Genomic DNA, 24,085 nt, shown 5'->3' on the forward strand with positions numbered 1-24,085 from the left:
CGGCTCCGATCAGCTCCTCCCGCCAGTAAACCGTCGCGATCGCGCGGCCGCTCGTCGGCGAAACCGGGCACCCCTCGCGGTCGCCCGTACCGTCCAGCGCCTTGAGCATTCTGACGTTTCGTGCATAGAGTGTCAGTGTGAGCTCCCGACTCGACCAGGTACTCGACGCGGCATACGAGACCTTCACCAAGCACGGTGTGCGCCGCGCGACCATGGAGGACATAGCCAAGGCGGCGGGCATGTCCCGCGCCGCCGTCTATCAGTACGTACGCAACAAGGACGACGCCTTCCGGCGGCTCGCCGAGCGCCTGCACGGCCAGGCGCTGGTCCGGGCCAGAGAGGCCGCGGCCGCCGACGGCACCGCCCGCGAACGCGTCCAGGGGATCCTCGGGGTCAAGCTCGGCCTCTTCCAGAAGGTCGTCGAGGACTCTCCGCACGCCGCGGAGCTGATCGATGCCGCCGACCGGCTGTGCGGGCCGATCGTGCAGCAGTTCACCAAGGACCTGCACGCATTGCTCGCCGAGGCTTTCGCGACGGCCGGCACCCGGACCGTGACCCCGGCCCAGGCCGCCGACATCGCCATCGCCCTCGTCCGGGGGCTGGAACTGACGCCCGAGGCCGCCGTGCTGCTGCGCCCCGCCGCCGACGCCCTCATCGTCGGACTCACCGGGGAAGACGGCCCATGACGATGGCCGGCCCGGTGACAGCGCCCGGCTTCACGGATGTGTTCGTGGGCCGGGGCGGGCAGTTGGAGCTGTTCGCCCGCGGGCTGGCCGACCGGCGGTGCCGGGGATTCGTGGTGGCCGGGTCGGCGGGTGTGGGCAAGTCGCGGCTGGTGGAGGAGTGTCTGGCGCGGGCGGAGGGGGCGGGGTTCCGGGTTGCGCGCGCGACGGCGAGTGCCGCCGCGGGGGCGGTGCCCTTGGGCGCGATCGCGCATCTGGTGCCGGCGGGGGTGGATCTGTCGGATCCGGTGGTCGGCTTCGCGGCGGTGGCGCGGCGGTTGGCCGGACCGGACGCACGAGCGCTGGTGCTGCTGATCGATGACCTGCACCTGCTGGATGCCGCCTCCGCGGTGCTGCTGCGGCAGTTGATGGATGCGGGTGTGGTGCGACTCCTCGGGACCTTGTGTACCGGCGCGCCGGTGGGGGAGGCGGTGGACGCGCTGTGCCGCGGGGACGCGGTGTGGCGCGTGGAGCTGGCGGAGCTGGACCGTGGCGAGGCCGAGGAGCTGCTGGGGGCGGTGCTGGGTGGTCCCGTGGCCCAGTGGGCAGTACGGGAGTTGCACGAGGCCTGCGGCGGCAATGCGCTGTATCTGCGGGAGTTGGTCACCGGGGCGCTCGAGCGGGGTGCCCTCGTCAGCGACGGGGAGATCTGGCAGCTGGAGCGGGGGCCGGTCCGGGGGACAGCACGGCTGGCCGAGCTGATCGGCGCTCGGCTGGCCGCCGCCGGTGCCGCGGCACGTCCCGTACTGGAACTGCTGGCGCTGTGCGAGCCGCTGCCACTGGCCGATGCGGAGCAGGCCGCGTCGCCCGCGGTGGTGGCCGGTCTGGAGTCCGCCGGTCTGGTGCGCGCGGGGCTGGACGGACGCCGCACATCGGTGACGCTGGCACATCGGCTGTACGGGGAGGTGCTGCGGGCGGAGCTGCCGGTGCTGCGGCGGCGGGAATTGCTGTGCCGGCAGGCGGCGCGGGTCGAGGCGCGCGGGCTGAAGCGCCGTGACGACGCACTGCACGTCGCGTCCTGGCGGCTGGCGGCGACCGGCACGGCCGATCCGGCGATGCTGGTCCGGGCGGCGGCGCAGGCCCGGTACGCCCACGATTACAGGCAGGCCGGCCTGCTGCTGGTGGCCCTGCCCGAAGAGCATCACACCACCGCCACCCGGCTGATGCTGGGCGAGACGTACTTCGAGCTGGGGGATCCGCAGCGGGCCGAAGCCGTACTGGCCTACGCCGCCGCGGATACCACGGGCGAGCAGGACCAGCTGGCCGTCGCGATGGCGCGGAGCTTCAATCTCTTCTGGGGAGCCGCGCAGCCGGACGAGGCACTGAAGGTCAATGACGCCGCCCGCGCCCGGGTCACGACCGCGGACGGCCTGCGGATGCTGGACCACAACGAGGGGTCCATGCGGATCGCCTCGGGCGAGCCCGCCCGTGGGCTGGCCCTGCTGGAGGACCTGGAGGAAGACATCCACCAGGCTCCGGACCCGGTGGCCTGGCTCACCGGCGCCATGATGAAACCGCTCGGGCTTGAACTGGTCGGCCGCACCGGCGACGCGGTGGCCTGGGCCGAACGCGCCCACGCCGCCCATCTCTCGGTCGGCCACCAGACCCTCAGTCCCCACCCGGCAGTCCAGCTCACCTTGGTGAACCATGCTCTGAGCAGCCTCGGACGGCTGGCCGAAGCCCGTGAGGCGGGCCTGCGCGGATACGCGGAACTGGCCGGGGCCAGCACGACTCCCGTCCACCAGATCTGGCTGGCCTTCAGTCTGGGCCGCACCGAGTGGCTGGCCGGGCATCCGGCGAGCGCGCGCCGCTGGTACGCCGAGGCCGCCGCGCTGGCCCGTACGCACCAGCACATCAGACCGCTCGGCCCGGCGCTGAGCGGCCTGGCGGCCTGCGCGGCGGTACTCGGCGACCTCGACGCGGCCGAACAGGCCTGTGCCGAGGCCCGGGACTGCCTGTGGCCGGACGTCTTCGCGGGCGAGGAGCTCCTGGGAGAGGCCTGGCTGCATGCCGCCCGGGGACACTTCGCCCAGGCCCGCACCGTCCTGACCGGCGCGGCCCGGCGCGCCCGCGCCGCCGGCCTGGTCACCCCTGAGGCCATCCTGCTCACGGACATCGCCCGTCTCGGCGGCGCCAAGGAGGTTTCCGGGCGGCTGTCCGAACTCGCCCGGCACAGTGACAGCGCCCTCACCCGCGCCGGCGCCCGCCTGGCCGCCGCCCTGGCCGCCGACGCCCCCGACCAACTCCTCGCCGTCGCCGCCGTATTCGAGCAGGCCGGTGCCGACCTGCCGGCCGCCGAAGCGGCCGCGGCAGCCGCTTCCGCGTGGCAACACGCCGGCCGGTCCCGCCGTGCCACCGCTGCCGCCGGCCGGGCCGCCGCCATCGCCGGCCGCTGCGAGAACGCGCGTACCGCTCTGCTGACCGCCGCGGCGCCCACCGCCGCGCTCACCGCCCGCGAACGCGAAGTCGCTCTCCTCGCCGCCGTCGGCACCCGCAGCAAGGACATCGCCGACGGGCTGCAGCTGTCGGTGCGCACCGTCAACAACCACCTCCAGCACGCCTACGCCAAACTCGGCGTCACCACCCGCCGCGAACTCGCCACCGCCCTCGATCGACGTGTTCAGGCGGACGAATCGGATGTCGTCGGGCACATGGGCTTTTCCCGGGGCGTCACAGATTCGTAAGGGGGACCGGGGCCCGGACCGCTGGCGGCACAGAGCACACTTGCGGTATGCACAACATTCTCGTCGTCGACGACGATCCGACCGTCGCCGAAGTCGTCACCGGCTATCTGCAGCGCGCGGGCTTCACCGTGGACCGGGCCGCCGACGGGCTGCAGGCGCTGCGGATCGCCGCCGACCGGCTGCCCGATCTGGTCGTCCTCGATCTGATGCTGCCGGGGATGGACGGCCTGGAGGTGTGCCGCAGGCTCAGGGCCGGTTCCTCCGCCAACGTTCCGGTGATCATGCTGACCGCCCGCGGCGACGAGGACGACCGGATCCTCGGGCTCGAAATCGGGGCGGACGACTATGTGACCAAGCCGTTCAGCCCGCGCGAGCTGGTGCTGAGGGTCGAGTCCGTACTGCGGCGCAGGGGCGCCGTCGGCGAACGGCGGACAGGGCCCGAGCTGACCGCCGCGGGCATCGTGCTGGACCCGGCGGCCCGGCGCGCCACCAAGGACGGGCGTGAACTGGGCCTGACCCTGCGGGAGTTCGACTTGCTCGCGCATCTGATGCGGCACCCCGGCGAGGCGATCGGCCGGGAGCGGCTGATGCAGGACGTGTGGGGCTGGGAGTTCGGCGACCTGTCCACCGTGACGGTCCATGTACGGCGGCTGCGCGGCAAGATCGAGGACGATCCGGCCAGGCCCCGGCTGATCCAGACGGTGTGGGGCGTGGGCTACCGCTTCGACGTGCCGCGGGAAGAGGTACGGGGGGATGGCGGTCCGCCGGAAGACGTGCCGCGGCAAGACGGTCCGCGCGAAGAGGTGCCGCAGGACCGCGGCGCGCTGCCGCGAGAAGAGGCCTGACCACCATGAACGACATGCTTCTCATCGCCCTGTTCGCCTTCCTCGGGGCCGCCGCCAGCGGTCTGCTCGGGGCGCTGGCCCTGCGTCTGCTGCGCCACCGGTCCGTCGCCGTCTCGCTCACCGTCGTCGCCGCCGTCGCGGTCACCGCCATGCTCGCCGGGACGCTCGCCGTCGCCCAGGCGATGTTCCTGTCCCCGCACGACCTCACCGTCGTCACCACGGTCGTCGCCATGGCGGCGGTCGTCTCGCTCGCCACCGCACTGCTGCTCGGCCGCTGGGTCGTCGCGCGGAGCCGTGAACTCACCCTGGCGGCACGCTCGTTCGGCGACGGCGGCTCCTTCTCCGCCCCCGACGGCACCTCCACCGCGGAACTGGCCGCGCTCAGCCGCGAACTGGCCGCCACCAGCGACCGGCTCGCCGCGTCCCGCGAGCGCGAACGCGCCCTGGAGACCTCCCGTCGCGAACTCGTCGCCTGGATCTCGCACGATCTGCGCACCCCGCTCGCCGGACTTCGCGCCATGTCCGAGGCCCTGGAGGACGGGATGGTCGCCGACCCGGCCCGCTACCACCGCCAGATGCGCACCGAGGTCGACCGCCTCAACTCCATGGTCGGCGACCTCTTCGAGCTCTCGCGCATCCACGCGGGCACACTGGCCCTGACACCCACCCGGATGTCGGTGTACGACCTGGTGGGGGAGGCGCTGGCCGGTGCCGACCCGCTGGCCCGCGAACACGGCGTACGGCTCGTCGGGGACATGGTCGAGCAGGTCCCGGTCGAGGTGGACGGCAAGGAGATGACCCGTGTCCTGGCCAACCTCCTGGTCAACGCCATCCGCCGGACACCCGCCGACGGCACGGTCGCCGTCGCCGCCGAACGCCGCGAGGACTGGGTGGTCCTCTCCGTCACCGACGGCTGCGGCGGCATCCCGGAGGAGGACCTGCCGCGGGTCTTCGACACCGGGTGGCGCGGCACCCAAGCTCGTACGCCCCCGGCGGGCGCGGGTCTCGGCCTCGCCATCGTCCGCGGCATCGTCGAGGCGCACGCGGGCAAGGCCGACGTACACAATGTGACCGGCGGCTGCCGCTTCGAGGTGTCGCTGCCCGCGGCGTAGGTCGTGTGGGGCGTTGTCGTCAAAGGCCGGACGGGCTGAGAATTCAGCCCGTCCGGCCTTTGAGATGCGAGGTCCGGGGCGGAGCCCCGGTGGGTCAGTTCGCTGCGGCCGGCGCCGGCGACGCCGTGCTCTTCCCCTCCGCCGCTGCGGGCGCAGGAGCGAGAAGCCGCTCGGCGAAGTGGCCGAAGACCAGTCCGAAGACGGTCCAGACCGTGACCTGGATCGCGAGCGTCGCCAGTCGGAACTCCCAGACCACCGAGGCCGGGAAGCCCTTCGGTACCTCGTTGAACGAGGGCAGGAAGGCGAACGCGACCCCGGCGGCGACGACGAACGCGGCCGCGGCGGCGACGGTCGCGTTCCAGTTGCCCAGCCTGGGGGCCAGGCGCTTGCCGAGGATCACGGCGGCGATCGAGAGCAGGACGCTGAGCAGGATCATCAGGAAGTACAGCGTCGTCCGCTTGCCGATGGTGTCGGGGTCGCCGACGGCGGGCGGATTCGGCGGGTACTTCAGATACGGCACGACGTACACGCTCAGCAGCGCGCCGAGCGAGACCAGCGCGGCCGTGGCACGCGGGCCGAACCGGCCGATGCGGCCGAGCGCGAAACAGTACGCGAGGGCGGCAATGCCGCCGATCGCGACGCCGAAGACCAGCACACCCGTGGCGAGACCGCCCGTGGACTGCATGGTGCGGCTGACGAGTTCCTCGCCGCCGTGCTCATGGGCGTGGCTCTCCTCGAACGCGATGGCGGCATCGACCGGACCCTCGCCGAGCAGATAGGCGACGGCCATCGCGAAGACGCCCGCGATCAGGCCCGCGAGCATGCCGCGGACGAGCAGGGCTCTGACAGAAATGGAGTTCATGAGGTTCCCCTAGATTTCAGTGGCAGGGGAATCAGTGGCAGGGGAAGCCGAGCAGATGGCGTCCGTCATGGACCCACTCGTGCACGTTCTCACCGGAGATGAGCGAGGTGGCTCCCTGCTCGGCGCCGACGAAGTAGAGCAGGACGAGCATCAGAACGCCGAAGAACAGCGCCCACGGAGCGATCGCCGTCAGAGAGATGGGGGTGATGGCCGGTGCGGCGGTGGCGGGCGCGGCAGAATGTGCCATGGCAGAACCTCCTGGGGGAACACGCGTCCCGATCGTGGTGCCTCAGACGAAGGTGCTGGGTCTGACTTCCCGCGCTTCCCACAGGGGAACGGGTTCACAGTGGCGCGACCGTGCCGGATTCTCACCGGACTTCCGTCACACCGTCGTCATGTCCACGCGACCGTACCGCTTGTCGGCCTGCGACGCTACGGCGCACGGGGGCGTAACGGGGCGCCCCAACACCCGTGATGTGCTTGGGCCATGGGCCGCGGCGGGAGAAGGGCGTACGGGATGACGGTACGGGTGATGTTGGTCTCACCTGCGACAAGTGCGGCACTGCGGGAGGCCCGCTTCGACGGCGACGGTGACGGCGGTCCGCTGGACGAGGCGGGAGCGCGGCGCGCGCGGGCCGCGGCGGGTGTGGTGGCGAGGGCGGACCGGTTCCTGAGCGGGCCCTCCCGGCGCTGCCGGGAGACGGCCGCGGAGTTGGGGGCGGCGGCACCTCCCGCCGAGGTCCTGGGGGAACTCGGCGACTGGGACATGGGGCGCTGGCGGGGGCGGCGGCTGGACGAGGTCGGCGCCAGCGAACCGGAGGCGGTGTCGGCCTGGCTGACCGACCCGGCGGCCGCGCCGCACGGCGGCGAGTCGCTGCTGGCGCTGTGCGAACGGGTGGGCGGCTGGCTGCGGTCGCTGCCGGACGACGCCGGGCGGGTGCTGGCGGTCGTCGAACCGGCGGTGGCACGGGCGGCGGTCGTGCACGCGCTGTCGCTGCCCGCGGAGGCGTTCTGGAGGCTGGACGTCGCACCGCTGACGCTGACGGAACTGAGCGGGCGGGCGGGGCGGTGGAACCTGCGGTGCGGGAGGTCTTTGGGCGCGGACTCGGGCTGAGGGTGCGCCTGCGGCGGGGCTGTTCCCCGACCCGCCCTCCCCCTACGGCCTGGCGGCCGTGGGAGGTACCCCCATCCCGAACTGGGGGCAAGTCCCCAGCCCCCACCGGGGCTCCGCCCCGGACCCCTTGCGGGGGCTCCGCCCCCGGACCCCCGCGCCTCAAACTCCCCCAGACTTCGTCCGGGGGGACCCCCACGGGGCTGAATGTCGCGTCCGGGACCACGCCTCAATCGCCGGCGGGGCTGATATGTGCGGCTGGGCCGCACATTCAGCCCGTCCGGCGATTGAGGACATGCGGCCGAAGGCCGTATGCGGGGGGTCCAGGGGGCGAAGCCCCTTGGTTACGGGAAGGGGCGGGGTGGGGAACAACCCCCCGCCTCGTGAATGATGGCTCCGGCATGCCGCAGACCCTCGACCCCCCGTCTCGCCGCGCGCCGCGCACCCGCTGGGGCGTGCGGAGCGCCCGCGCCGGTGTGTTCGGCGTCGCGAGCGCGGGTCTCGCCGGCGCGGGTCATCATGTCGCCGCAGCGGAACCCGTCGCCTGGCCGCTGCTGTTGGCCGCCGCGGGCCTCGTCTTTCTCGGCGCGCTGCCCTGGGCCCGGCGGCGCCGTTCGCTCGGCGTGGTGGTGGCCGCGACCTGCGCCGCCCAGCTGGTTCTCCACGAACTGCTGGCGCGGACCGGACCCGACCACCACGGCGCCCACGGGACCCACCCGATGCCGATGCTCTTCGCGCACACGCTGGCCGCCCTCGCCGTCGCCGTGCTGCTTCAGCAGACGGACGACCAACTGGCCGCGATCCCCCGTGCGTTGGGCCAGCTCGCCGCCACGGTCCGCTCCACCGTCGCGCGCTGGACGGGAAGTTGGCTTACGCATCCGTGCCAGGGCCCGGACGGCGCGCCCGCTGCGGCCGGACCACGGCGGCACCCGGGCGGGCCCGCGTGTGCCGTCCTCGCGTATGACGTCGTCCGCCGGGGGCCGCCCGGTCATGGGCAGTTGTCGTTCCGCCCCTGACCGTTCGTGCTGTTTCACGGGAGTTGACCCCCATGACCAGAAGGACCTTCACCCTGCCCGCGGCCGCCGCGGCGGCCTTCGCCGCGGTGCTCGCCCTGGCCGGACCGGCTGCGGCCCATGTCGAGGTGAGCGCATCCGACCCGCGCGCCCTGGCGAAGAACGTCACCCTGACGTTCACGTCCGAGGCGGAGTCGGACACGTCGGGCATCGCAAAGCTCCAGATCGTGCTGCCCAAGGGCATCGCGCCCGACGCGGTGAGTCTCGCGAAGGCGCCCGCGGGCTGGAAGCTGACGCCGTCGGAAGGCGGCTACACCGTCGGCGGAAAGGCGCTGGCCACCGGCACGGACGCGGTGTACAGCATCACCGTCACCCAGCTGCCGGACGCCAAGTCGCTCGCCTTCAAGACCATCGAGACGTACGGCGACGGTTCGGTGGACCGCTGGATCGAGCTTCCGAGCGGCGGCGCGGAGCCGGAGAACCCGGCCCCGGTCCTCGCCCTGAAGCCGGCGGCGCCGGGTGCGACGGCGAGCACGGCCGCACCGACCCCGACCCCGACCCCGTCCGCCTCCGCGCCCACGACGGAGCCGAGCACCTCCACAACCGAGAAAGCGGCCGAGAAGGACGACGACGGCAACGGAACCACCGTCGCGATCGTCGTCGCCGCCGTGGTGGTCGCCGCGGGCCTCGCCCTCTGGTGGTTCAGGCGCAACCGGGGAACCGGCTCCGCCTGATGTCCGGGCCGGGCGCGTCAAGCGGCTCGCCCGGCCCGCCCTGCGTCACTCCCCGCCGGAGTTCAGCGGCTGTTCCGTCCAGATGACCTTGCCGTCGGGCGTGTACCGCGTGCCCCAGCGGTCCGCGAACTGCGCGACCAGGAACAGGCCCCGGCCCCCCTCGTCCGTGATCGCCGCCTGCCGCAGATGCGGGGACGTACTGCTGTGGTCGGAGACCTCGCAGATCAGGGTGCGGTCACGGATCAGGCGTACCCGGATCGGGCCCGTGGCGTACCGGATCGCGTTGGTGACCAGCTCGCTGAGGATCAGCTCCGTCGTGAACGCCTCCTCCTCCAGCTCCCACTCGGCCAGCTTGCCCGTCACCGCGGCCCGTACGCGCCGCACGGCCGCGGGATCGGGCGGCACGTCCCAGTCGGCCACCCTGGTGGAGTCCAGTACGCGCGTACGGCCCACCAGCAGCGCGATGTCGTCGCGAGGGCGCGCCGGCAGCAGCGCCTTGAGCACCGCCTCGCAAGTCTCCTCCGGCGTGCGGTCCGCGTTGTCCGCCAGCGTGTGGCGCAGCAGCGTCAGGCCCTCGTCGATGTCCCGGTCACGGTCCTCGACCAGGCCGTCCGTGTACAGCACCAGCCGGCTGTCCTCGGGCAGCTGAAGCTCCAGCGTCTCGAAGGGCAGACCGCCGAGCCCGAGCGGCGGGCCGCCGGGCACATCGGCGAAGACCGCGGTGCCGTCGGCGTGGACGATCGCCGGCTGGAGATGGCCGGCGCGCGCCATCGCGCAGATCCCGGTGACGGGGTCGTAGATCGCGTAGACGCAGGTGGCTCCGGTGACTGAGGCGTCCGAGCCGTTCGAGCCCGCCGAGCCGTCGCCCGCCTCGTCCTGGTCGATACGGGCGACGAGCTCGTCGAGATGCCACAGCAGCTCGTCGGGCGGCAGGTCCAGCGTCGAGAAGTTGTGGACCGCCGTGCGCAGCCGGCCCATGGTGGCGGCGGCGTGCAGACCGTGGCCGACGACGTCGCCCACCACGAGCGCGACCCGCGCGCCGGGCAGCGGGATGATGTCGAACCAGTCGCCGCCGACGCCGCCGAGCCCGCCGAGTCCGGCCTGCGCGGGCCGGTAGCGGTAGGCGACGTCGAGGGCGTTCTGCTCGGGCAGGACGCGGGGCAGAAGGCTGCGCTGCAGGGTCACCGCCATGGTGTGCTCGCGGGTGTAGCGGCGGGCGTTGTCGACGCTCACCGCGGCCCGCGCGACCAGCTCCTCGGCGAGTGAGAGGTCCTCCTCCTCGAACGGCTCGGGCTTCTCGGAGCGCCAGAACATCGCCACGCCGAGGATCACCCCGCGGGCCCGCAGCGGCACCGCGATCATCGAATGGATGCCGTACTCGACGAGCTTGCGCGCCCGGTCCGGGTCCTGGTCCTGCCATCCGGTGTACGCGGACAGATCCGCTTCCAGGACGGCCTCGCCCATGCGGATGCCGAAGCCGAGCGGGGTGGACGGCACGAAGCGGATAAGTTTGCCCAGCGGGTAGAGCGCGGTGTCCTCGCGCAGACCGCTGAAGGCGGTGCGGCGCATGTCCGTGCCCGCGCCGGTGACCGGCGGCTCCTCGCCGCGCAGAACGGCCTCCACCAGGTCGACGGTGGCGTAGTCCGCGAACCGGGCCGCCGCGAACTCCGCCAGCTCCTCGCAGGTGCGCACCACATCCAGCGTGGTGCCGATCTCGGTGCCCGCGTCGTACAGCAGCTTGAGCCGCCCCCGCGCCACATCGGCCTTTCCGCTCAGGGCCTGCAGCTCGGTGGTGTCCCGCAGGGTCGCAACGCTTCCGGGGGGCCCGCCGGCCTGGTCGGTCGACCGCTGGTTCACGGCGAGCAGCCGTTCGCCGACGAGATGCAGTTCGTCGGTGGCGGTCCGCCCCGAGGCCAGCAGCCGGGCGGTGAGCGGATCGAGCCCGAGTTCGGTGACCGGGACGCCTTCCACATGCTCCGGAAGGGCGAGCAGCCGTCGTGCCTCGTCATTGGCGAGCAGCAGCCGGCCGTCGCCGCCGACGATGAGCACGCCTTCCCGCACGGCATGGAGCACCGCGTCGTGGTGCTCGTACATGCGGGTCATCTCCAGCGGCCCGAGACCGTGCGTCTGGCGGCGCAGCCGCCTGCTCACCAGCGCCGTACCGCCCGTGGTGACGAGCAGCACCGCCCCGGTGGCGCCGAACAGCAGCGGGAACTGGTCCTCGACGACTCCGCTGACATGCTCGATGGTGATCCCGGCGGAGACCAGCCCGACAACCTTGCCGTTGGAGCCGATGACCGGGACGACGGCCTGGACGAGCGGCCCGATGGTCCCGATGATCTTCTCGGTGGTGACCTCACCCGCGAGCGCGGGCTGCAGATTGCCGACGAACTTCTTGCCGATCCGGTCGGGCAGCGGATGCGTGTAGCGGATCCCTTCGGTGTTGAGTACGACGATGAAGTCGACCCCGGAGCGGATACGGGCCTCTTCGGCGCGCGGCTGCAGCACGAGGGTCGGGTTGGCAGCCTTGAGCGCTGCTTCGATACCCGGCGAATTGGCGAAGGTCTCGGCGACGGCGACGGACCGGTTCTTGGCCTCGCGCTCGCTGTCGGACCTGGACTGCAGCACCAGCGCCACCATGGCGGCCGCCACCAGCAACACCACGATCGCCAGCTGCAGGAGAAAGACCTGACCTGCGACAGTTCGCATTCTCAGAACCGAGCGCGGGCGGCCGTAGCGTCCGGCCATGTCCTATTTCTACACCTCCCGCCTACGGTGAGCTATCTGCGAACCGTAGAGCGCGAAGGCCGCCTGCGCGACGTGTTCGCGACAGATTCCGTAACCGGAACGATCGAGTCCCCTTGGTCGCACGGGCGACCAAAGGGACTCGGCGGGATGATCAGGACGCGTTCAGGGCGCGCTCGGCGGCCTCAGGACCGGCTCAGCACCGTCGCCATGACCTCGTGCAGCACCCCTTCGGGATCACTCACCGCTCCCGGCGACCGCCAGGCCACGAAGCCGTCGGGGCGCACCAGCACCGCGCCCTGCTCCGTCACGCTGTGCAACGCGGCCCAGTCGGTGTCACCCTCCGGAACCAGATCGGCGTCCGGACCCTCGCCGATCGCGTACGCGTCCAGCCGCACGGACAGCCGCTCGGCGACCTTCCGCGCCGCCGCACGCCACTCGCCGCCCTCGGCACTCAGCAGCACGAACGACCGCTCGTAGAGGTCAAGCGTCGACTGCCGGCCACCGGGACTGCTCACCCACATGTGCGGAGACCGGGTGCCCGGGTCGCCCGCCAGCCGCATCCGTTCCGGCACCACGGGACGCTCGGGATCGGCGCCGAGGACCGCGCCGCGCGGATAGCCGTACCCCATGGCCACCGAGAGGATCCCGCCCTTGGGGCCACCGGCCTGCGTGGGTGCCGGGGCATAGCCCGGGTGGCTGTGTTCCGCCGAGCGCGCCGAGGCCCGCTCGCTCGTCGCCCGGGCCACCGGCTGCCGCTCCGCGCTGTAGGTGTCGAGCAGTCCGGGACCCGCCGAGCCGTCCAGCACCATCGCCAGCTTCCACGCCAGGTTGTGGGCGTCCTGGATTCCGGTGTTGGAGCCGAAAGCGCCGGTCGGGGACATCTCGTGCGCCGAGTCCCCGGCCAGGAAGACCCGCCCGGAGCCGTACCGGTCGGCCACGCGTTCCGCCGCGTGCCACGGCGCCTTGCCGGTGATCTCGACATCCAGGCCGGGCGCGCCGACGGCCCGCCGGATGTGCTCGACGCAGCGCTCGTCGGTGAAGTCCTCGAGGGGCTCGCCCTGCTCGGGGTGCCAGGGCGCGTGGAAGACCCACTGCTGCGCGTTGTCCACCGGCAGCAGGGCGCCGTCCGCTCCCGGCTTGGTCAGGTAGCAGACGATGAAGCGCTTGTCGCCCAGTACGTCGATGAGCTCCCGGGAACGGAAGGTGATGCTCACGTTGTGGAACAGATCGCCGTTGCCGCTCTGCCCGATCCTCAGCTGCTCCCTGACCGGGCTGCGCGGCCCGTCCGCCGCCACCAGATAGTCCGCCCGAATGGTGGAGTGGTCGCCGGTCTCCCGGTTCTTCACGATCGCCGTGACACCCGTCTCGTCCTGTTCGAAGGAGAGCAGCTCGGTGGAGAACCGCAGATCGGCTCCCTGCTCGCGCGAGCGGGCCATGAGCTGCGGCTCGATGTCGTTCTGGCTGCACAGACACCATGTGGACGGGCTGAACCGGGCGAGCTTGCCACCCGGGTCGATCTCCTTGAACAGCCACTCCTGGTCGTCGCCGGTCAGCGATCCGGCCTGCAGGATCCCGTGATTGTCCGCGAGGACCGACGCGGCCTGCCGGATCTGTGCCTCCACCCCGGCAATCCGGAACAGCTCCATGGTGCGCACGTTCATGCCGCGGCCGCGCGGGTGGGTCGAAGTGCCCGAATGCTTCTCGACCAGCAGAGGTCTGACGCCGTGGCGGCCCAGAAACACCGAGGTGGACAGGCCCACCAGGGACCCGCCCACGATGAGGACCTGCACGCGCTCAGCGCTTTGGCCGACGTTTTCATCCATCAGTAACTCCAGCTCCTGCCGCCCTTGGGGGATGCACTTTCCATGCCCTGTGCGACGGCGGTTGCCTCGCGCATTCACCCGCTTGGTTCTCAGCTCTCGCGCCAGTCGAAGTACCGGACCACGATCGTTTTCGGGAGCGCCCCCGACTCACGGGAGGCGGACCGTCCGTATCCGCAGGGCTGTTGACCCGCGCGGTGACGCTAAGGAGTGTGAGAGATGACAACCCTGTCGGAACGGATATCTCAGTCCGCCTTCGACGGCTCAAGGCTTCGAGTCGTTCTGCTGCTCGATCTCCACGACGGCGCACAGAACCAGTTCCTGGAGGCGTACGAGCACCTGCGCAACCAGGTCGCGTCGGTCCCCGGCCACATCAGCGACCAGCTGTGCCAGTCCATCGAGAACCCCTCCCAGTGGCTCATCACCAGCGAGTGGGAGAGCGCGCCGCCCTTCCTGGCCTGGGTGAACAGCGAGGAGCACGTCGAGACGGTCCAGCCGCTGCACAGCTGCGTACGCGACACCCGCTCGCTGCGCTTCAGCGTTCTGCGCGAGACCGGAAAGACCGTCACCTCCGCGCCCGAGGAGCTCAAGGGCCGCCTCCAGGCATCGCCCAGGCTCGGCGACGGAATCGTCCGGCACGCCCTCACCTTCACGGTGAAGCCGGGCACCGAGAAGAAGGTCGCGAAGATCCTTTCCGGCTACACCTCGCCTTCGGCCAGGGTCGACGAACACACCCGGCTGCGCCGCACCTCCCTCTTCATGCACGGCAACCGGGTCGTACGGGCCATCGAGGTGCAGGGCGACCTTCTCGCCGCACTGCGCCACGTGGCCAAGCAGCCCGAGGTCCGTGAGGTGGAGGAGGCCATCAACCCGTATCTGGAGCAGGACCGGGACCTCAACGACCCCAACTCCGCGCGGGTGTTCTTCACCCGGGCCGCACTGCCCGCCGTACACCATGTGGCGGCGGACGGGCAGCACTCGGCCGAGCTCACGCGGCACGCGCTGTACTACCCGGCCAAGGAAGGCTGCGGCATGGCGCTGGCCCGGCTGCTCGCCAAGCAGGACGAGGCGGCGGCACAGAGCCCGGACAGCCCCATCGCGAGCAGCACGATCTTCCAGCGCGACGACATCGTGGTCCGGCTGGTCGACATGACCGGAAAGCTCGAGGCGCAGCCCGCGCTCGCGCTCGGCATGAGCGGTCCCCGCAAGGCCGCCACGCTCGCCCGGCTGCTCGCCGTCGGCGAGGAGGGCGTCTCGGAGACCGACAAGGAGATGGCGCGCTTCCTCAAGCACTCCGCCATGGAGCTGATCACCGACCGCAACGCGCCGCCGGAGTCCTGACCCGTACGTCCGGCGCGTCGCGGCCTGGCAGGCCGAGCCGTCGGGGGCACCGCACCTGGAGGAACCAGACATGACGAAGCACAGCCCACGCATTGTGGATCTCAGCGAGACCCAGCCCAACCGTCGGCGCGGCGGTGACCTGCGCGCCATGCTCACCCCGACCGCGGTGGGCGCGACCAGCGGCTTCATGGGCCTTGCCATCGTGCAGCCCGGTGAGCGCATCGGCGAGCACTACCACCCGTACTCCGAGGAATTCGTGTACGTGGTGAGCGGTCTCCTCGAGGTGGACCTTGACGGCGAGACGCACGCGATGCGGCCCGATCAGGGGCTCATGATCCCCCTGAACATGCGCCACCGGTTCCGCAACGTGGGGGACGTGGAGGCCCGCATGGTCTTCCACCTCGGCCCGCTGGCCCCGCGCCCCGAGCTCGGGCATGTCGACACCGAGCCCACCGAAAACAGCGAAGGCGCCGAGCAGGGCAGGCCGCCGGAACGGACTGGGGCCGTTTCGTGAACCGGCGGGTGGCGGTCACCGGGGTCGGTATCGTCGCCCCCGGAGGAGTGGGCGCCCGGCAGTTCTGGGACCTGCTCGCGAACGGCCGTACGGCGACGCGGGGCATCACGCTCTTCAACCCGGAGGGCTTCCGCTCCCGCATCGCCGCCGAGGTCGACTTCGACCCCGAGGCCCACGGTCTCGACCGGGACCAGGTGGCGCGCTCGGACCGGTACATCCAGTTCGCGCTGGTGGCCGCACGTGAGGCGATGTCCGACGCCGGGCTCGACCCCGAGAAGGAGGACCCCTGGCGGATCGGTGTCTCTCTGGGCACGGCCGTCGGCGGCACCACTCGCCTGGAGCACGACTACGTCGCGGTCAGCGAATCCGGCGCCCGCTGGGACGTGGACCACCGCCCGGCGGGAGCGCATCTGCACCGCGCGTTCTCGCCGAGCACCCTCGCCTCCGCGGTCGCCGAACAGGCCGGCGCCCACGGCCCGGTACAGACCGTCTCGACCGGCTGCACCTCGGGACTCGACGCGATCGGCTATGCCTTCGCCTCCGTCCAGGAGGGCCGGGTCGATGTCTGCATAGCCGGCGCGTCGGACTCGCCCATCTCACCGATCACGGTGGCCTGCTTCGACGCGATCAAGGCGACGTCGCCGAACAACGACGACCCGGCCCACGCGTCGCGGCCGTTCGACCTCAACCGCGACGGGTTCGTGATGGGCGAGGGCGGCGCGGTCCTCATCCTGGAGGAACTGGAACACGCCAGGGCCCGCGGAGCGACCGTCTACTGCGAGATCGGGGGCTACGCCACCTTCGGCAACGCCTACCACATGACGGGACTGACCCCCGAGGGCCTGGAAATGGCCCGGGCCATCAACACCGCGCTCGATCACGCCGGGCTGAACGCCACGGCGATCGACTACGTCAACGCGCACGGCTCGGGCACCAAGCAGAACGACCGTCACGAGACGGCCGCGGTCAAACGCTCCCTGGGCGAACACGCCTTCAAGACGCCCATGAGCTCCATCAAATCCATGGTGGGTCACTCGCTGGGCGCCATCGGCGCGATCGAACTCGTGGCCTGCGTCCTGGCCATGGCCCATCAAGTGGTCCCGCCGACCGCGAACTACGAGACCCCCGATCCCGAGTGCGACCTGGACTATGTGCCGCGCACCGCACGCCCCCGGAAGCTGCGCAGTGTGCTCTCCGTCGGCAGTGGGTTCGGCGGTTTCCAGTCCGCGGTCGTCATGACCAGACCGAATGGGAGGGCGCGATGAGCCCCAGCCGGATCCGGCGGACGGTCGTCACAGGTATAGGCGCCATAGCCCCCAACGGGGCCGGCACCGAGGTCTTCTGGAAGTCGACCCTGGAGGGCCTCAGTGTGCTCGACCGGGTCACCCGGGAGGGGTGCGAGCACCTGCCGCTCCGGGTCGCGGGCGAGGTGCGGGACTTCGACCCCGGTTCGCTGATCGAGGAGCGCTATCTCGTCCAGACGGACCGGTTCTCGCACTTCGCGATGGCCGCGGCCGATCTCGCCCTCGACGACGCCCGGCTGGGCCGCGCCGACTACGAGGGCTCGCCGTTCGCGGTCGGTGTGGTGACCGCCGCCGGGTCCGGCGGCGGTGAGTTCGGCCAGCGCGAACTGCAGCGGCTGTGGGGGCAGGGCCCCCGCTATGTCGGCCCGTACCAGTCCATCGCCTGGTTCTACGCGGCGAGCACCGGCCAGATCTCCATCCGGGCCGGGTTCAAGGGCCCCTGCGGCGTCGTGGCCAGCGACGAAGCGGGCGGGCTCGACGCGTTCGCGCATGCCGCGAGAGCCGTACGCAACGGAGCCGACGCGGTCGTCGTCGGCTCCGCGGAAGCGCCCCTGGCGCCGTACTCGGTCGTCTGCCAGCTCGGGTACGAGGATCTGAGCACCTGTGAGGACCCGGCGCGCGCCTACCGGCCGTTCACCTCGGACGCGTGTGGATTCGTGCCCGCGGAGGGCGGCGCGATGCTCGTGGTCGAGGAGGAGGCGGCGGCCCTGCGGCGCGGTGCCAAGCCGCGTGCCGTGGTGGCCGGCCACGGCGCGACCTTCACCGGTCCTTCCCGGTGGGAGCAGTCCCGCGCGGGGCTGGCCCAGGCGATCCGCGGGGCGCTGGCGGAGGCCCGGTGCGCGCCCGAGGAGATCGACGTGGTCTTCGCGGACGCGCTCGGCGTGCCGGAGGCGGACCGCGCCGAGGCGCTGGCGATCGCCGACGCGCTGGGTGCACACGGCCGGCGCGTACCGGTCACGGCGCCCAAGACGGGCATCGGGCGGGCCTATTGCGGAGGACCGGTGCTGGATGTGGCCGCCGCGGTACTGGCCATGGAACACGGCGTCGTGCCGCCCACGCCCAACGTCTTCGACGTCTGCCACGACCTCAGCGTCGTGACCGGCCGGGCCCGTCCGGCGCAGCTGCGGACCGCCCTGGTGCTCAGCCGCGGCCTCATGGGCTCGAACGCGGCCCTGGTGCTGCGCGGCGCCACCGACACCCCCGAGTGAAGAAGGAGAGTCCCCCATGTCCGACCGACTGACCATCGAAGAACTGGCCGCCCTGATGAAGAAGGGCGCCGGTCTCACCGTGGACCCCGTCGACCTCGCGAACCGGCCCGACTCCGGCTTCGACGAGTTCGGCCTCGACTCCCTGGGCCTGCTCGGCATCGTCGGCGAGCTGGAGAACCGGCACGGCCGTCCGCTGCCTCCCGACGCGGACCGCTGCAAGACCCCGCGGGAGTTCCTCGACCTCGTCAACAACACCCTCATGACTGGAGCCTGACGTGCCCGGACACACCGAGAACGAGATCACCGTCGCCGCCCCCCTGGACCTCGTCTGGGACATGACCAACGACATCGAGAACTGGCCCGGCCTGTTCAGCGAGTACGCGTCGGTCGACATCATGGAGCGGAAGGGCAGCACCACCACCTTCCGCCTCACCATGCACCCCGACGACAACGGCAAGGTCTGGAGCTGGGTCTCGGAGCGTACGACCGACCGCAAGAAGCGCAAGGTCACGGCCCGCCGGGTCGAGACGGGCCCCTTCGAGCACATGAACATCCGCTGGGAGTACACGGAGGTCCCGGGCGGCACCCGGATGCACTGGACGCAGGACTTCGCGATGAAGCCGGACGCCCCGGTCGACGACGACTGGATGACCGACAACATCAACCGCAACTCCAAGATCCAGCTGGAGCTCATCCGGGACAAGATCGAGCAGCGCGACCGCGAGCGCCGCTCCGCCGCCGTCAACTGACGCCGTCCGTCAACTGAAGCCGTCCGACGAGGAAACCAGGCCGGGCGAGGAGCCCGGCCGGGAAAGGAACCTCCTGTGCACCACGCTCTGATCGTCGCCCGTATGGCGCCGGAATCGGCTCCGGACATCGCCAAGCTGTTCGCGGCCTCCGACGCCGGCGAACTGCCGCACCTCGTCGGGGTGACCCGGCGCAAGCTGTTCCAGTTCGGCGACGTGTATCTGCATCTGATCGAGTCGGAACGGCCACCTGGCCCCGAGATCGCCAAGGTGACGGAACACCCCTCGTTCAAGGACATCAGCGACCGGCTCCAGGCCTTCGTCAGCCCGTACGACCCGGAGACCTGGCGGAGCCCGAAGGACGCGATGGCCCGTCAGTTCTACGCCTGGGAGCGCGACGCAGCCGTCTGACACCCGACACGGCACAACGCCCCGGGCCCGGCTCCGATGGGAGCCGGGCCCGAGGCGTTCGTGCCAGAGCCGGATCAGCCGGGGACGACCGACTCGAAGGCGTGCAGATACGCGTTGACGGGGCGGACCTCACTGATCAGCAGTCCCGCCCGGGTGATGCGCTCCACCATGCTCGCCCTGGTGTGCTTGGCGCCTCCGACGTTGAGCAGCAGAAGCAGATCCATCGCGGTGGTGAACTTCATCGAGGGGGTGTCGTCGACGAGGTTCTCGATGACGACGACCCTCGCCCCGGGGCGGGCCGCCGAGACGATGTTCCGCAGGGTCCTGCGGGTGGACTCGTCGTCCCACTCCAGGATGTTCTTGATGATGTAGAGATCGGCCTCGACCGGGATGTCCTCACGGCAGTCCCCGGGCACGATGCGCACCCGCTCGGCGAGCGAACCGCCCGGAAGCAGCCGGGGATCCGCCTTCGCCACCACATCGGGCAGATCCAGCAGCGTGCCCCGCAGGCCCGGGTGCTTCTCCAGCAGGCTGGCCAGCACATGGCCCTGGCCGCCGCCGATGTCGGCGACCACGCCCACGCCGGTGAGGTCGAGGAGCTCCGCGACCTCCAGCGCCGACTGCACGCTGGACGTGGTCATGGCCCGGTTGAACACATGCGCCGACTCGTGCGCGTCCTGGTGCAGATACTCGAAGAAGCCCTTGCCGTAGAGCTCCTGGAACACGTTCCCGCCCGAACGCACCGCCTCGTCGAGGCGGGGCCAGGCGTCCCAGGTCCACGGCTCCGTACACCACAGGGCGATGTAGCGCAGGCTGCCCGGATCGTCCTCGCGCAGCATCCGGGACATCTGGGTGTGGGAGAAGCTCCCGTCCTGTGTCTCGGCGAAGACGCCGTAGCAGGACAGGGCGCGCAGCAGCCGGCGCAGCGGCTGCGGCTCGGTGTTCAGCTCGGCGGCGAGTTCCTCGGCCGTCGCGGGTTCCTCGCCGAGGGCGTCGGCGACACCCAGCCGGGCCGCCGCGCGTACGGCGGCGGCGCAGGCCGCCCCGAACACGAGCTCCCGCAGCCGCATGGCCGGCGGGGGAGCGGCCGGCTCGGCAGTGGCGCCGGCCGCCGGCGTGGGTCTGGGACTTACGGTGGTCATACCGCCTCGATTCTCCAGGTGAAGGGGAACACCGGTCAGCACATTCCTGCGGGCTCGGAGGCCTGGCAGACATTGCCGACGAACGTGTTGCCCGTACCGCTGCCGCGATTGGCGAGGTCCGCGGGCTTATTGCCCTCCAGCTGGTTGTTCTTGATGACATTGGCGGTGTTCTGGGCGCCCACGAAGCTCTGGAACAGCACGATTCCGCCGGACAGGGGCGAGGCCCCGACGTTGTCCGCGACGTAGTTGGCACGGATCTCCGTCGACTCGGAGCCGGTCAGGACGATTCCGGAGCCCTGGATGGCGGGGAGCCGGGGGGTGGCCGGGCACGACTTGTTGTTCGCGACGATCATGTTGGCTCGCAGGGTCATCGCGCCGGCCGCGGGCTTCGACTCGTCGCCCACGACGAACACGCCCGCGCAGTTCCCGCTGATGTGATTGCCGCGGACCGTGAGGTTCCGGACCCGTCTGACGGTGACTCCGATACGGTTCCCGGTCAGCTGGTTGCCCGCGATCACCGCGCCCCCGGTGTCGGTCGCCCCACCCTCTGCGTCGACCGTGTTCGCGATGAAGATTCCCGCATCGCCGTTGTCCCGGACGATATTGCCCTTGAACACGGCACGGGTGGACCTCTGCTGGGCGATGCCCCAGACCCCGTTCTTCTCCGCGATCACGTTCCGGACCGACAGACGGTCGGTGTCGGAGGCCCAGACGGCGTTCTTCTTGAAGCCTGTGAGAGTCAGTCCCCGGATGGTCACGCCGTCGACCGTCTTGGCCGCCGTGCCCATCACACAGATGCCGTTGCCGCTCGCGGCGCAGGAGTTGGCCGCAGGTGTGGTGGCCGCCGCCGGCTTGATGACGGTCGCCGACCCCCAGCCGCGCAGGGTCAGGTCCGCCTTGGTGACAAGGACGCTCTCACGGTACGTACCGGGTGAGACGACGATGGTGTCTCCCGGCTCGGCGGCGTCCACCGCTTCCTGGATCGATTCGCCCGGGTGCACCGTGTGCATGGCCGCGGCGGAGGACGGGGCGGCTGCGCCCAGTCCCGAGACCACGACGACTGCGATGCATGTCAGGCACATGAGCTGTCGTTTCGTCATGAGGCGAAGCTATGGGCGATCATGGGGGCTCGCCACACGGCGTGAGCGTATGGATACATAACGTGCGCGAGTGGCCCAAGCGGGGGCGGCCGAACAGGTGACGGGGCGAGGCTCCACCGTCGGCGCCGGCCGCGAGGGGAACTCCCCGGGGCCGGGGGCTTGTTCAGGCAGCGCCGCCGGGCCGGAAAACAGGTTGACGCCTCACACCGCCGCCGGGCATCGTTGCCTCGTTCCCGGCGGCGGTACGACATCGCCGCACGGGGTCGCCGTAGGAGAACAGGAGGTGAGGACCGTGATGACTGTCGCTGCGCTGGGTGCTGCCCAGGTCCAGAAGATCATCATGCCCACCCCTGTGGTCTCCGGCTGACCTTCCTTCTCCCTGCGCGCCGACGCGCGCGATGCCGGGGCCACCCCTGTGAAGGGTTTCCCCTTGTCTTTCTCTTCTTCCACTTCTTCTCAGGCTTCCTCGCACCCGCTGTCCGGCTACGGCTGGGACGGGAGCTGGGACGCCGCATTCGCTCCGTACGCCGAGCAGGGGCTGCTGCCCGGCCGGGTCGTACGGGTCGACCGAGGGCAGTGCGATGTCGTCACCGCCGACGGACTCGTCCGCGCCGACACCGCGTTCGTGACCCCGCACGATCCGCTGCGGGTGATCTGCACGGGTGACTGGGCCGCCGTCGACCGGGACGGCGACCCCCGATTCGTACGGACGTATCTGCCGCGCCGTACCGCCTTCGTACGCTCCACCTCGTCGAACCGCTCCGAGGGGCAGATCCTCGCCGCCAACGTCGACCACGCGATCATCGCGGTCTCGCTCGCCGCCGAACTCGACCTCGGGCGGATCGAGCGCTTCCTCGCGCTCGCGTGGGAGAGCGGGGCGCAGCCGCTCGTCGTGCTCACCAAGGCCGACCTCGTGCCCGACGTGATGGGGCTTTCGTATCTCGTACAGGACGTGGAGACGACGGCGCCCGGCGTACAGGTGCTGCCCGTCAGTTCGGCGACCGGCGAAGGCGTCGAAGTGCTCGCCGCGGTCGTGTCCGGCGGGACGAGCGTGCTGCTCGGCGTGTCCGGGGCGGGCAAGTCGACGCTCGCGAACGCGCTGCTCGGCGAAGACGTGATGGACGTGCAGGCCATCCGCGACATCGACGGCAAGGGTCGCCACACCACCACGACCCGCAACCTCCTCGCCCTGCCCGGCGGGGGCGTACTCATCGACACCCCGGGGCTGCGGGGCGTCGGGCTCTGGGACGCCGAAGCCGGCGTCGGGCAGGTCTTCTCCGAGATCGAGGAGCTCGCGCAGGAGTGCCGCTTCCACGACTGCGCGCACGCAGCGGAACCGGGGTGCGCGGTGCTCGCCGCGGTCGAGGACGGTTCGCTGCCGGAGCGGCGGCTGGACAGCTACCGCAAGCTGCTGCGGGAGAACAAGCGCATCGTCGCGAAGACGGACGCGAGGCTGCGGGCGGAGATCCGGCGCGACTGGAAGCAGAAGGGGGCGGAGGGCCGGGCGGCGTTTGAGGCGAAGCGCGGCGGCGTGCGGTAACACCGGGGGGCGCTGCCCCCGGACCCCCGCGCCTCAATCGCCGGCGGGGCTGGAATGTGCGGCAGGGCCGCACATTCAGCCCGTCCGGCGATTGAGGACATGCGGCCGGAGGTCGCATACGGGGTCCAGGGGGCGAAGCCCCAAAGCACCCCCTACTCCAAGCCCCAGCTGTGGATCTTCTTCGGGTGGATCCGGATCAGCTCCTCACTGAAGTGCGGCCCCAGCTCATGCGGCCCCGTCACCAGTTCCGCGTCCCCCCGGATGTCCACCCCCCGCACCCTCCACGGGCGCAGGCTCACAATGTCGTCGACAACCAGCGCCACCTTCGGATTCGCCTGCAGGTTGCGCCACTTCTTCGTCGTCGCGAGGGCGTACCCGCCGATCAGGATCGTCCCGTCGTCCTGGGGGAAGAAGCCGACCGGGTTCGCCTGCGGCTGGCCCTTCGGGTCGACGGTCGCCAGCCGTCCCAGCCGCTGGGACGCGAGATACGCGCGCTCGGCCTCGCTGAATTCGGTCATGTACGCAGCCTCACACGCGTACCTCGTCCGCCGCATCGGATACGGGACCCAGTCGGGTCCTAGGACTTCTGTCCGGGTTCAGGCGCGGGGGTGCGGGGGCGGAGCCCCCGATGACGGGAACCGCTCAGTTCGCCAGCACCGCGCCCAGCCATGCCCCCATGACCAGCAGACACGCGAACAGCTCCACCAGCACGCTCGTCCCCACCGCCCGCATCACCGTTCGCGTCGAGGCCGCCGCGGGCCCGTGCCCGCCCAGCCGCAGCCGTTCGGATCCGTAGATCCCTCCGATGAATCCCGGGATCGCGCCCACCACCGGTATCAGGAAGAAGCCGATCAGCGCCCCCACACCCGCGGACACGACCATCCGGCGGGTGACCCCGACCCCGCGCAGCCGGCGCGGCGGCAGCAGCCACACCAGCACCTGGTCGACGAGCAGGACCACCGTCGCGCCCACCAGCAGGGCCCAGGCCGTTCCGGTCTTCTCGTGCAGCGACCACCACATGACCGCGGCCCACACCAGCCACCGCCCGGGCACACCGGGAACGAGTACCCCGAGCAGGCCCAGCAGCATCACCAGGCCGACCAGCAGGAGCTGCCACACGCCCATCTG

At 71.3% G+C, this 24,085-nt stretch carries 23 protein-coding genes; 15 read left to right on the forward strand and 8 right to left on the reverse strand.

Annotation, left to right across the window (positions count from 1 at the left end; all coding sequences use genetic code 11):
- Positions 1 to 137: 137 nt before the first annotated feature.
- Genes OG741_RS30635 through OG741_RS30650 form a run of 4 tightly spaced genes read left to right on the forward strand, consistent with a single transcriptional unit; the run spans position 138 to position 5,363 of the window.
- The gene (locus OG741_RS30635; RefSeq protein ID WP_405603204.1) at positions 138 to 686 is read left to right on the forward strand and encodes a TetR/AcrR family transcriptional regulator; all 549 of its coding nucleotides are present in this window, start codon (positions 138 to 140) and stop codon (positions 684 to 686) included.
- A complete protein-coding gene (locus tag OG741_RS30640; protein WP_405603205.1) occupies positions 683 to 3,406 on the forward strand; it encodes a LuxR C-terminal-related transcriptional regulator in 2,724 nt (907 codons plus the stop codon). Before OG741_RS30635 ends, OG741_RS30640 begins: the two co-directional genes overlap by 4 nt.
- Positions 3,407 to 3,453: 47 nt before the next feature.
- The gene (locus OG741_RS30645) at positions 3,454 to 4,251 is read left to right on the forward strand and encodes a response regulator transcription factor (protein WP_405603206.1); all 798 of its coding nucleotides are present in this window, start codon (positions 3,454 to 3,456) and stop codon (positions 4,249 to 4,251) included.
- A 5-nt stretch (positions 4,252 to 4,256) separates the two neighbouring features.
- Positions 4,257 to 5,363, forward strand: a complete 1,107-nt coding sequence (locus OG741_RS30650; RefSeq protein ID WP_405603208.1) for a sensor histidine kinase — start codon at positions 4,257 to 4,259, stop codon at positions 5,361 to 5,363.
- Between the two features lie 94 nt (positions 5,364 to 5,457).
- On the opposite strand, the gene OG741_RS30655 is transcribed toward OG741_RS30650, so the two are convergent.
- Both OG741_RS30655 and OG741_RS30660 read right to left on the reverse strand, forming a co-directional pair.
- Positions 5,458 to 6,225 carry a CbtA family protein gene (locus tag OG741_RS30655; RefSeq protein WP_405603209.1) on the reverse strand — a complete coding sequence of 256 codons (768 nt, stop codon included), beginning with the start codon at positions 6,223 to 6,225 and terminating at the stop codon, positions 5,458 to 5,460.
- Between the two features lie 31 nt (positions 6,226 to 6,256).
- Positions 6,257 to 6,472 carry a CbtB-domain containing protein gene (locus OG741_RS30660; protein ID WP_266482417.1) on the reverse strand — a complete coding sequence of 72 codons (216 nt, stop codon included), beginning with the start codon at positions 6,470 to 6,472 and terminating at the stop codon, positions 6,257 to 6,259.
- A 270-nt stretch (positions 6,473 to 6,742) separates the two neighbouring features.
- On the opposite strand from OG741_RS30660, the gene OG741_RS30665 reads away from it, so the two are divergent.
- The 3 genes from OG741_RS30665 to OG741_RS30675 all read left to right on the forward strand — a co-directional run bounded on the left by OG741_RS30665 (position 6,743) and on the right by OG741_RS30675 (position 9,083).
- On the forward strand, positions 6,743 to 7,339 hold the full coding sequence (locus OG741_RS30665) for a histidine phosphatase family protein (RefSeq protein WP_405603210.1): 597 nt from the start codon (positions 6,743 to 6,745) through the stop codon (positions 7,337 to 7,339).
- A gap of 398 nt (positions 7,340 to 7,737) precedes the next feature.
- Positions 7,738 to 8,352 carry a hypothetical protein gene (locus tag OG741_RS30670; RefSeq protein WP_405603211.1) on the forward strand — a complete coding sequence of 205 codons (615 nt, stop codon included), beginning with the start codon at positions 7,738 to 7,740 and terminating at the stop codon, positions 8,350 to 8,352.
- A 32-nt stretch (positions 8,353 to 8,384) separates the two neighbouring features.
- Positions 8,385 to 9,083, forward strand: coding sequence for a DUF1775 domain-containing protein (locus OG741_RS30675; protein WP_405603213.1), 699 nt, complete (start codon positions 8,385 to 8,387; stop codon positions 9,081 to 9,083).
- A gap of 45 nt (positions 9,084 to 9,128) precedes the next feature.
- Here OG741_RS30675 and OG741_RS30680 read toward each other — a convergent pair whose 3' ends face one another.
- A complete protein-coding gene (locus OG741_RS30680) occupies positions 9,129 to 11,831 on the reverse strand; it encodes a SpoIIE family protein phosphatase (RefSeq protein ID WP_405603214.1) in 2,703 nt (900 codons plus the stop codon).
- A 182-nt stretch (positions 11,832 to 12,013) separates the two neighbouring features.
- A complete protein-coding gene (locus OG741_RS30685; protein WP_405603215.1) occupies positions 12,014 to 13,654 on the reverse strand; it encodes an FAD-dependent oxidoreductase in 1,641 nt (546 codons plus the stop codon).
- A gap of 216 nt (positions 13,655 to 13,870) precedes the next feature.
- On the opposite strand from OG741_RS30685, the gene OG741_RS30690 reads away from it, so the two are divergent.
- The 7 genes from OG741_RS30690 to OG741_RS30720 all read left to right on the forward strand — a co-directional run bounded on the left by OG741_RS30690 (position 13,871) and on the right by OG741_RS30720 (position 19,175).
- Complete coding sequence (locus tag OG741_RS30690) at positions 13,871 to 14,992, forward strand: SchA/CurD-like domain-containing protein (protein ID WP_405603217.1); 1,122 nt, start codon at positions 13,871 to 13,873, stop codon at positions 14,990 to 14,992.
- A gap of 70 nt (positions 14,993 to 15,062) precedes the next feature.
- Positions 15,063 to 15,506, forward strand: coding sequence for a cupin domain-containing protein (locus OG741_RS30695; RefSeq protein ID WP_405603218.1), 444 nt, complete (start codon positions 15,063 to 15,065; stop codon positions 15,504 to 15,506).
- Positions 15,503 to 16,771, forward strand: coding sequence for a beta-ketoacyl-[acyl-carrier-protein] synthase family protein (locus OG741_RS30700; RefSeq protein WP_405603219.1), 1,269 nt, complete (start codon positions 15,503 to 15,505; stop codon positions 16,769 to 16,771). The genes OG741_RS30695 and OG741_RS30700 overlap by 4 nt, the downstream gene beginning before the upstream one ends.
- Entirely contained in the window at positions 16,768 to 18,018 is a 1,251-nt protein-coding gene (locus tag OG741_RS30705; protein WP_405603220.1) for a ketosynthase chain-length factor, read from the forward strand. The genes OG741_RS30700 and OG741_RS30705 overlap by 4 nt, the downstream gene beginning before the upstream one ends.
- Before the next feature lie 16 nt (positions 18,019 to 18,034).
- Positions 18,035 to 18,292: an acyl carrier protein gene (locus OG741_RS30710; protein WP_142213054.1), complete on the forward strand. Its 258-nt coding sequence runs from the start codon at positions 18,035 to 18,037 to the stop codon at positions 18,290 to 18,292.
- 1 nt (position 18,293) lies between these two features.
- Positions 18,294 to 18,767 carry an SRPBCC family protein gene (locus OG741_RS30715; RefSeq protein ID WP_266482450.1) on the forward strand — a complete coding sequence of 158 codons (474 nt, stop codon included), beginning with the start codon at positions 18,294 to 18,296 and terminating at the stop codon, positions 18,765 to 18,767.
- A gap of 75 nt (positions 18,768 to 18,842) precedes the next feature.
- Entirely contained in the window at positions 18,843 to 19,175 is a 333-nt protein-coding gene (locus OG741_RS30720) for a TcmI family type II polyketide cyclase (protein WP_405603221.1), read from the forward strand.
- Between the two features lie 74 nt (positions 19,176 to 19,249).
- On the opposite strand, the gene OG741_RS30725 is transcribed toward OG741_RS30720, so the two are convergent.
- On the reverse strand, positions 19,250 to 20,317 hold the full coding sequence (locus OG741_RS30725; protein WP_405603222.1) for a methyltransferase: 1,068 nt from the start codon (positions 20,315 to 20,317) through the stop codon (positions 19,250 to 19,252).
- A 35-nt stretch (positions 20,318 to 20,352) separates the two neighbouring features.
- Entirely contained in the window at positions 20,353 to 21,417 is a 1,065-nt protein-coding gene (locus tag OG741_RS30730) for a nitrous oxide reductase family maturation protein NosD (RefSeq protein ID WP_405603223.1), read from the reverse strand.
- 430 nt (positions 21,418 to 21,847) lie between these two features.
- Between OG741_RS30730 and rsgA the strand changes: the two genes are divergently transcribed.
- Positions 21,848 to 22,957, forward strand: a complete 1,110-nt coding sequence (gene rsgA, locus OG741_RS30735) for a ribosome small subunit-dependent GTPase A (RefSeq protein WP_405603224.1) — start codon at positions 21,848 to 21,850, stop codon at positions 22,955 to 22,957.
- A gap of 152 nt (positions 22,958 to 23,109) precedes the next feature.
- Here the strand turns inward: rsgA and OG741_RS30740 are convergent, their stop codons facing one another.
- A complete protein-coding gene (locus tag OG741_RS30740) occupies positions 23,110 to 23,475 on the reverse strand; it encodes a PPOX class F420-dependent oxidoreductase (RefSeq protein WP_405603226.1) in 366 nt (121 codons plus the stop codon).
- Positions 23,476 to 23,599: 124 nt separating this feature from the next.
- On the reverse strand, positions 23,600 to 24,082 hold the full coding sequence (locus OG741_RS30745; RefSeq protein WP_405603227.1) for a DUF456 domain-containing protein: 483 nt from the start codon (positions 24,080 to 24,082) through the stop codon (positions 23,600 to 23,602).
- Between the last annotated feature and the right edge of the window lie 3 nt (positions 24,083 to 24,085).

Origin of the sequence: Streptomyces sp. NBC_01410, from assembly GCF_045040195.1 — a bacterium.
Taxonomy (GTDB): domain Bacteria; phylum Actinomycetota; class Actinomycetes; order Streptomycetales; family Streptomycetaceae; genus Streptomyces.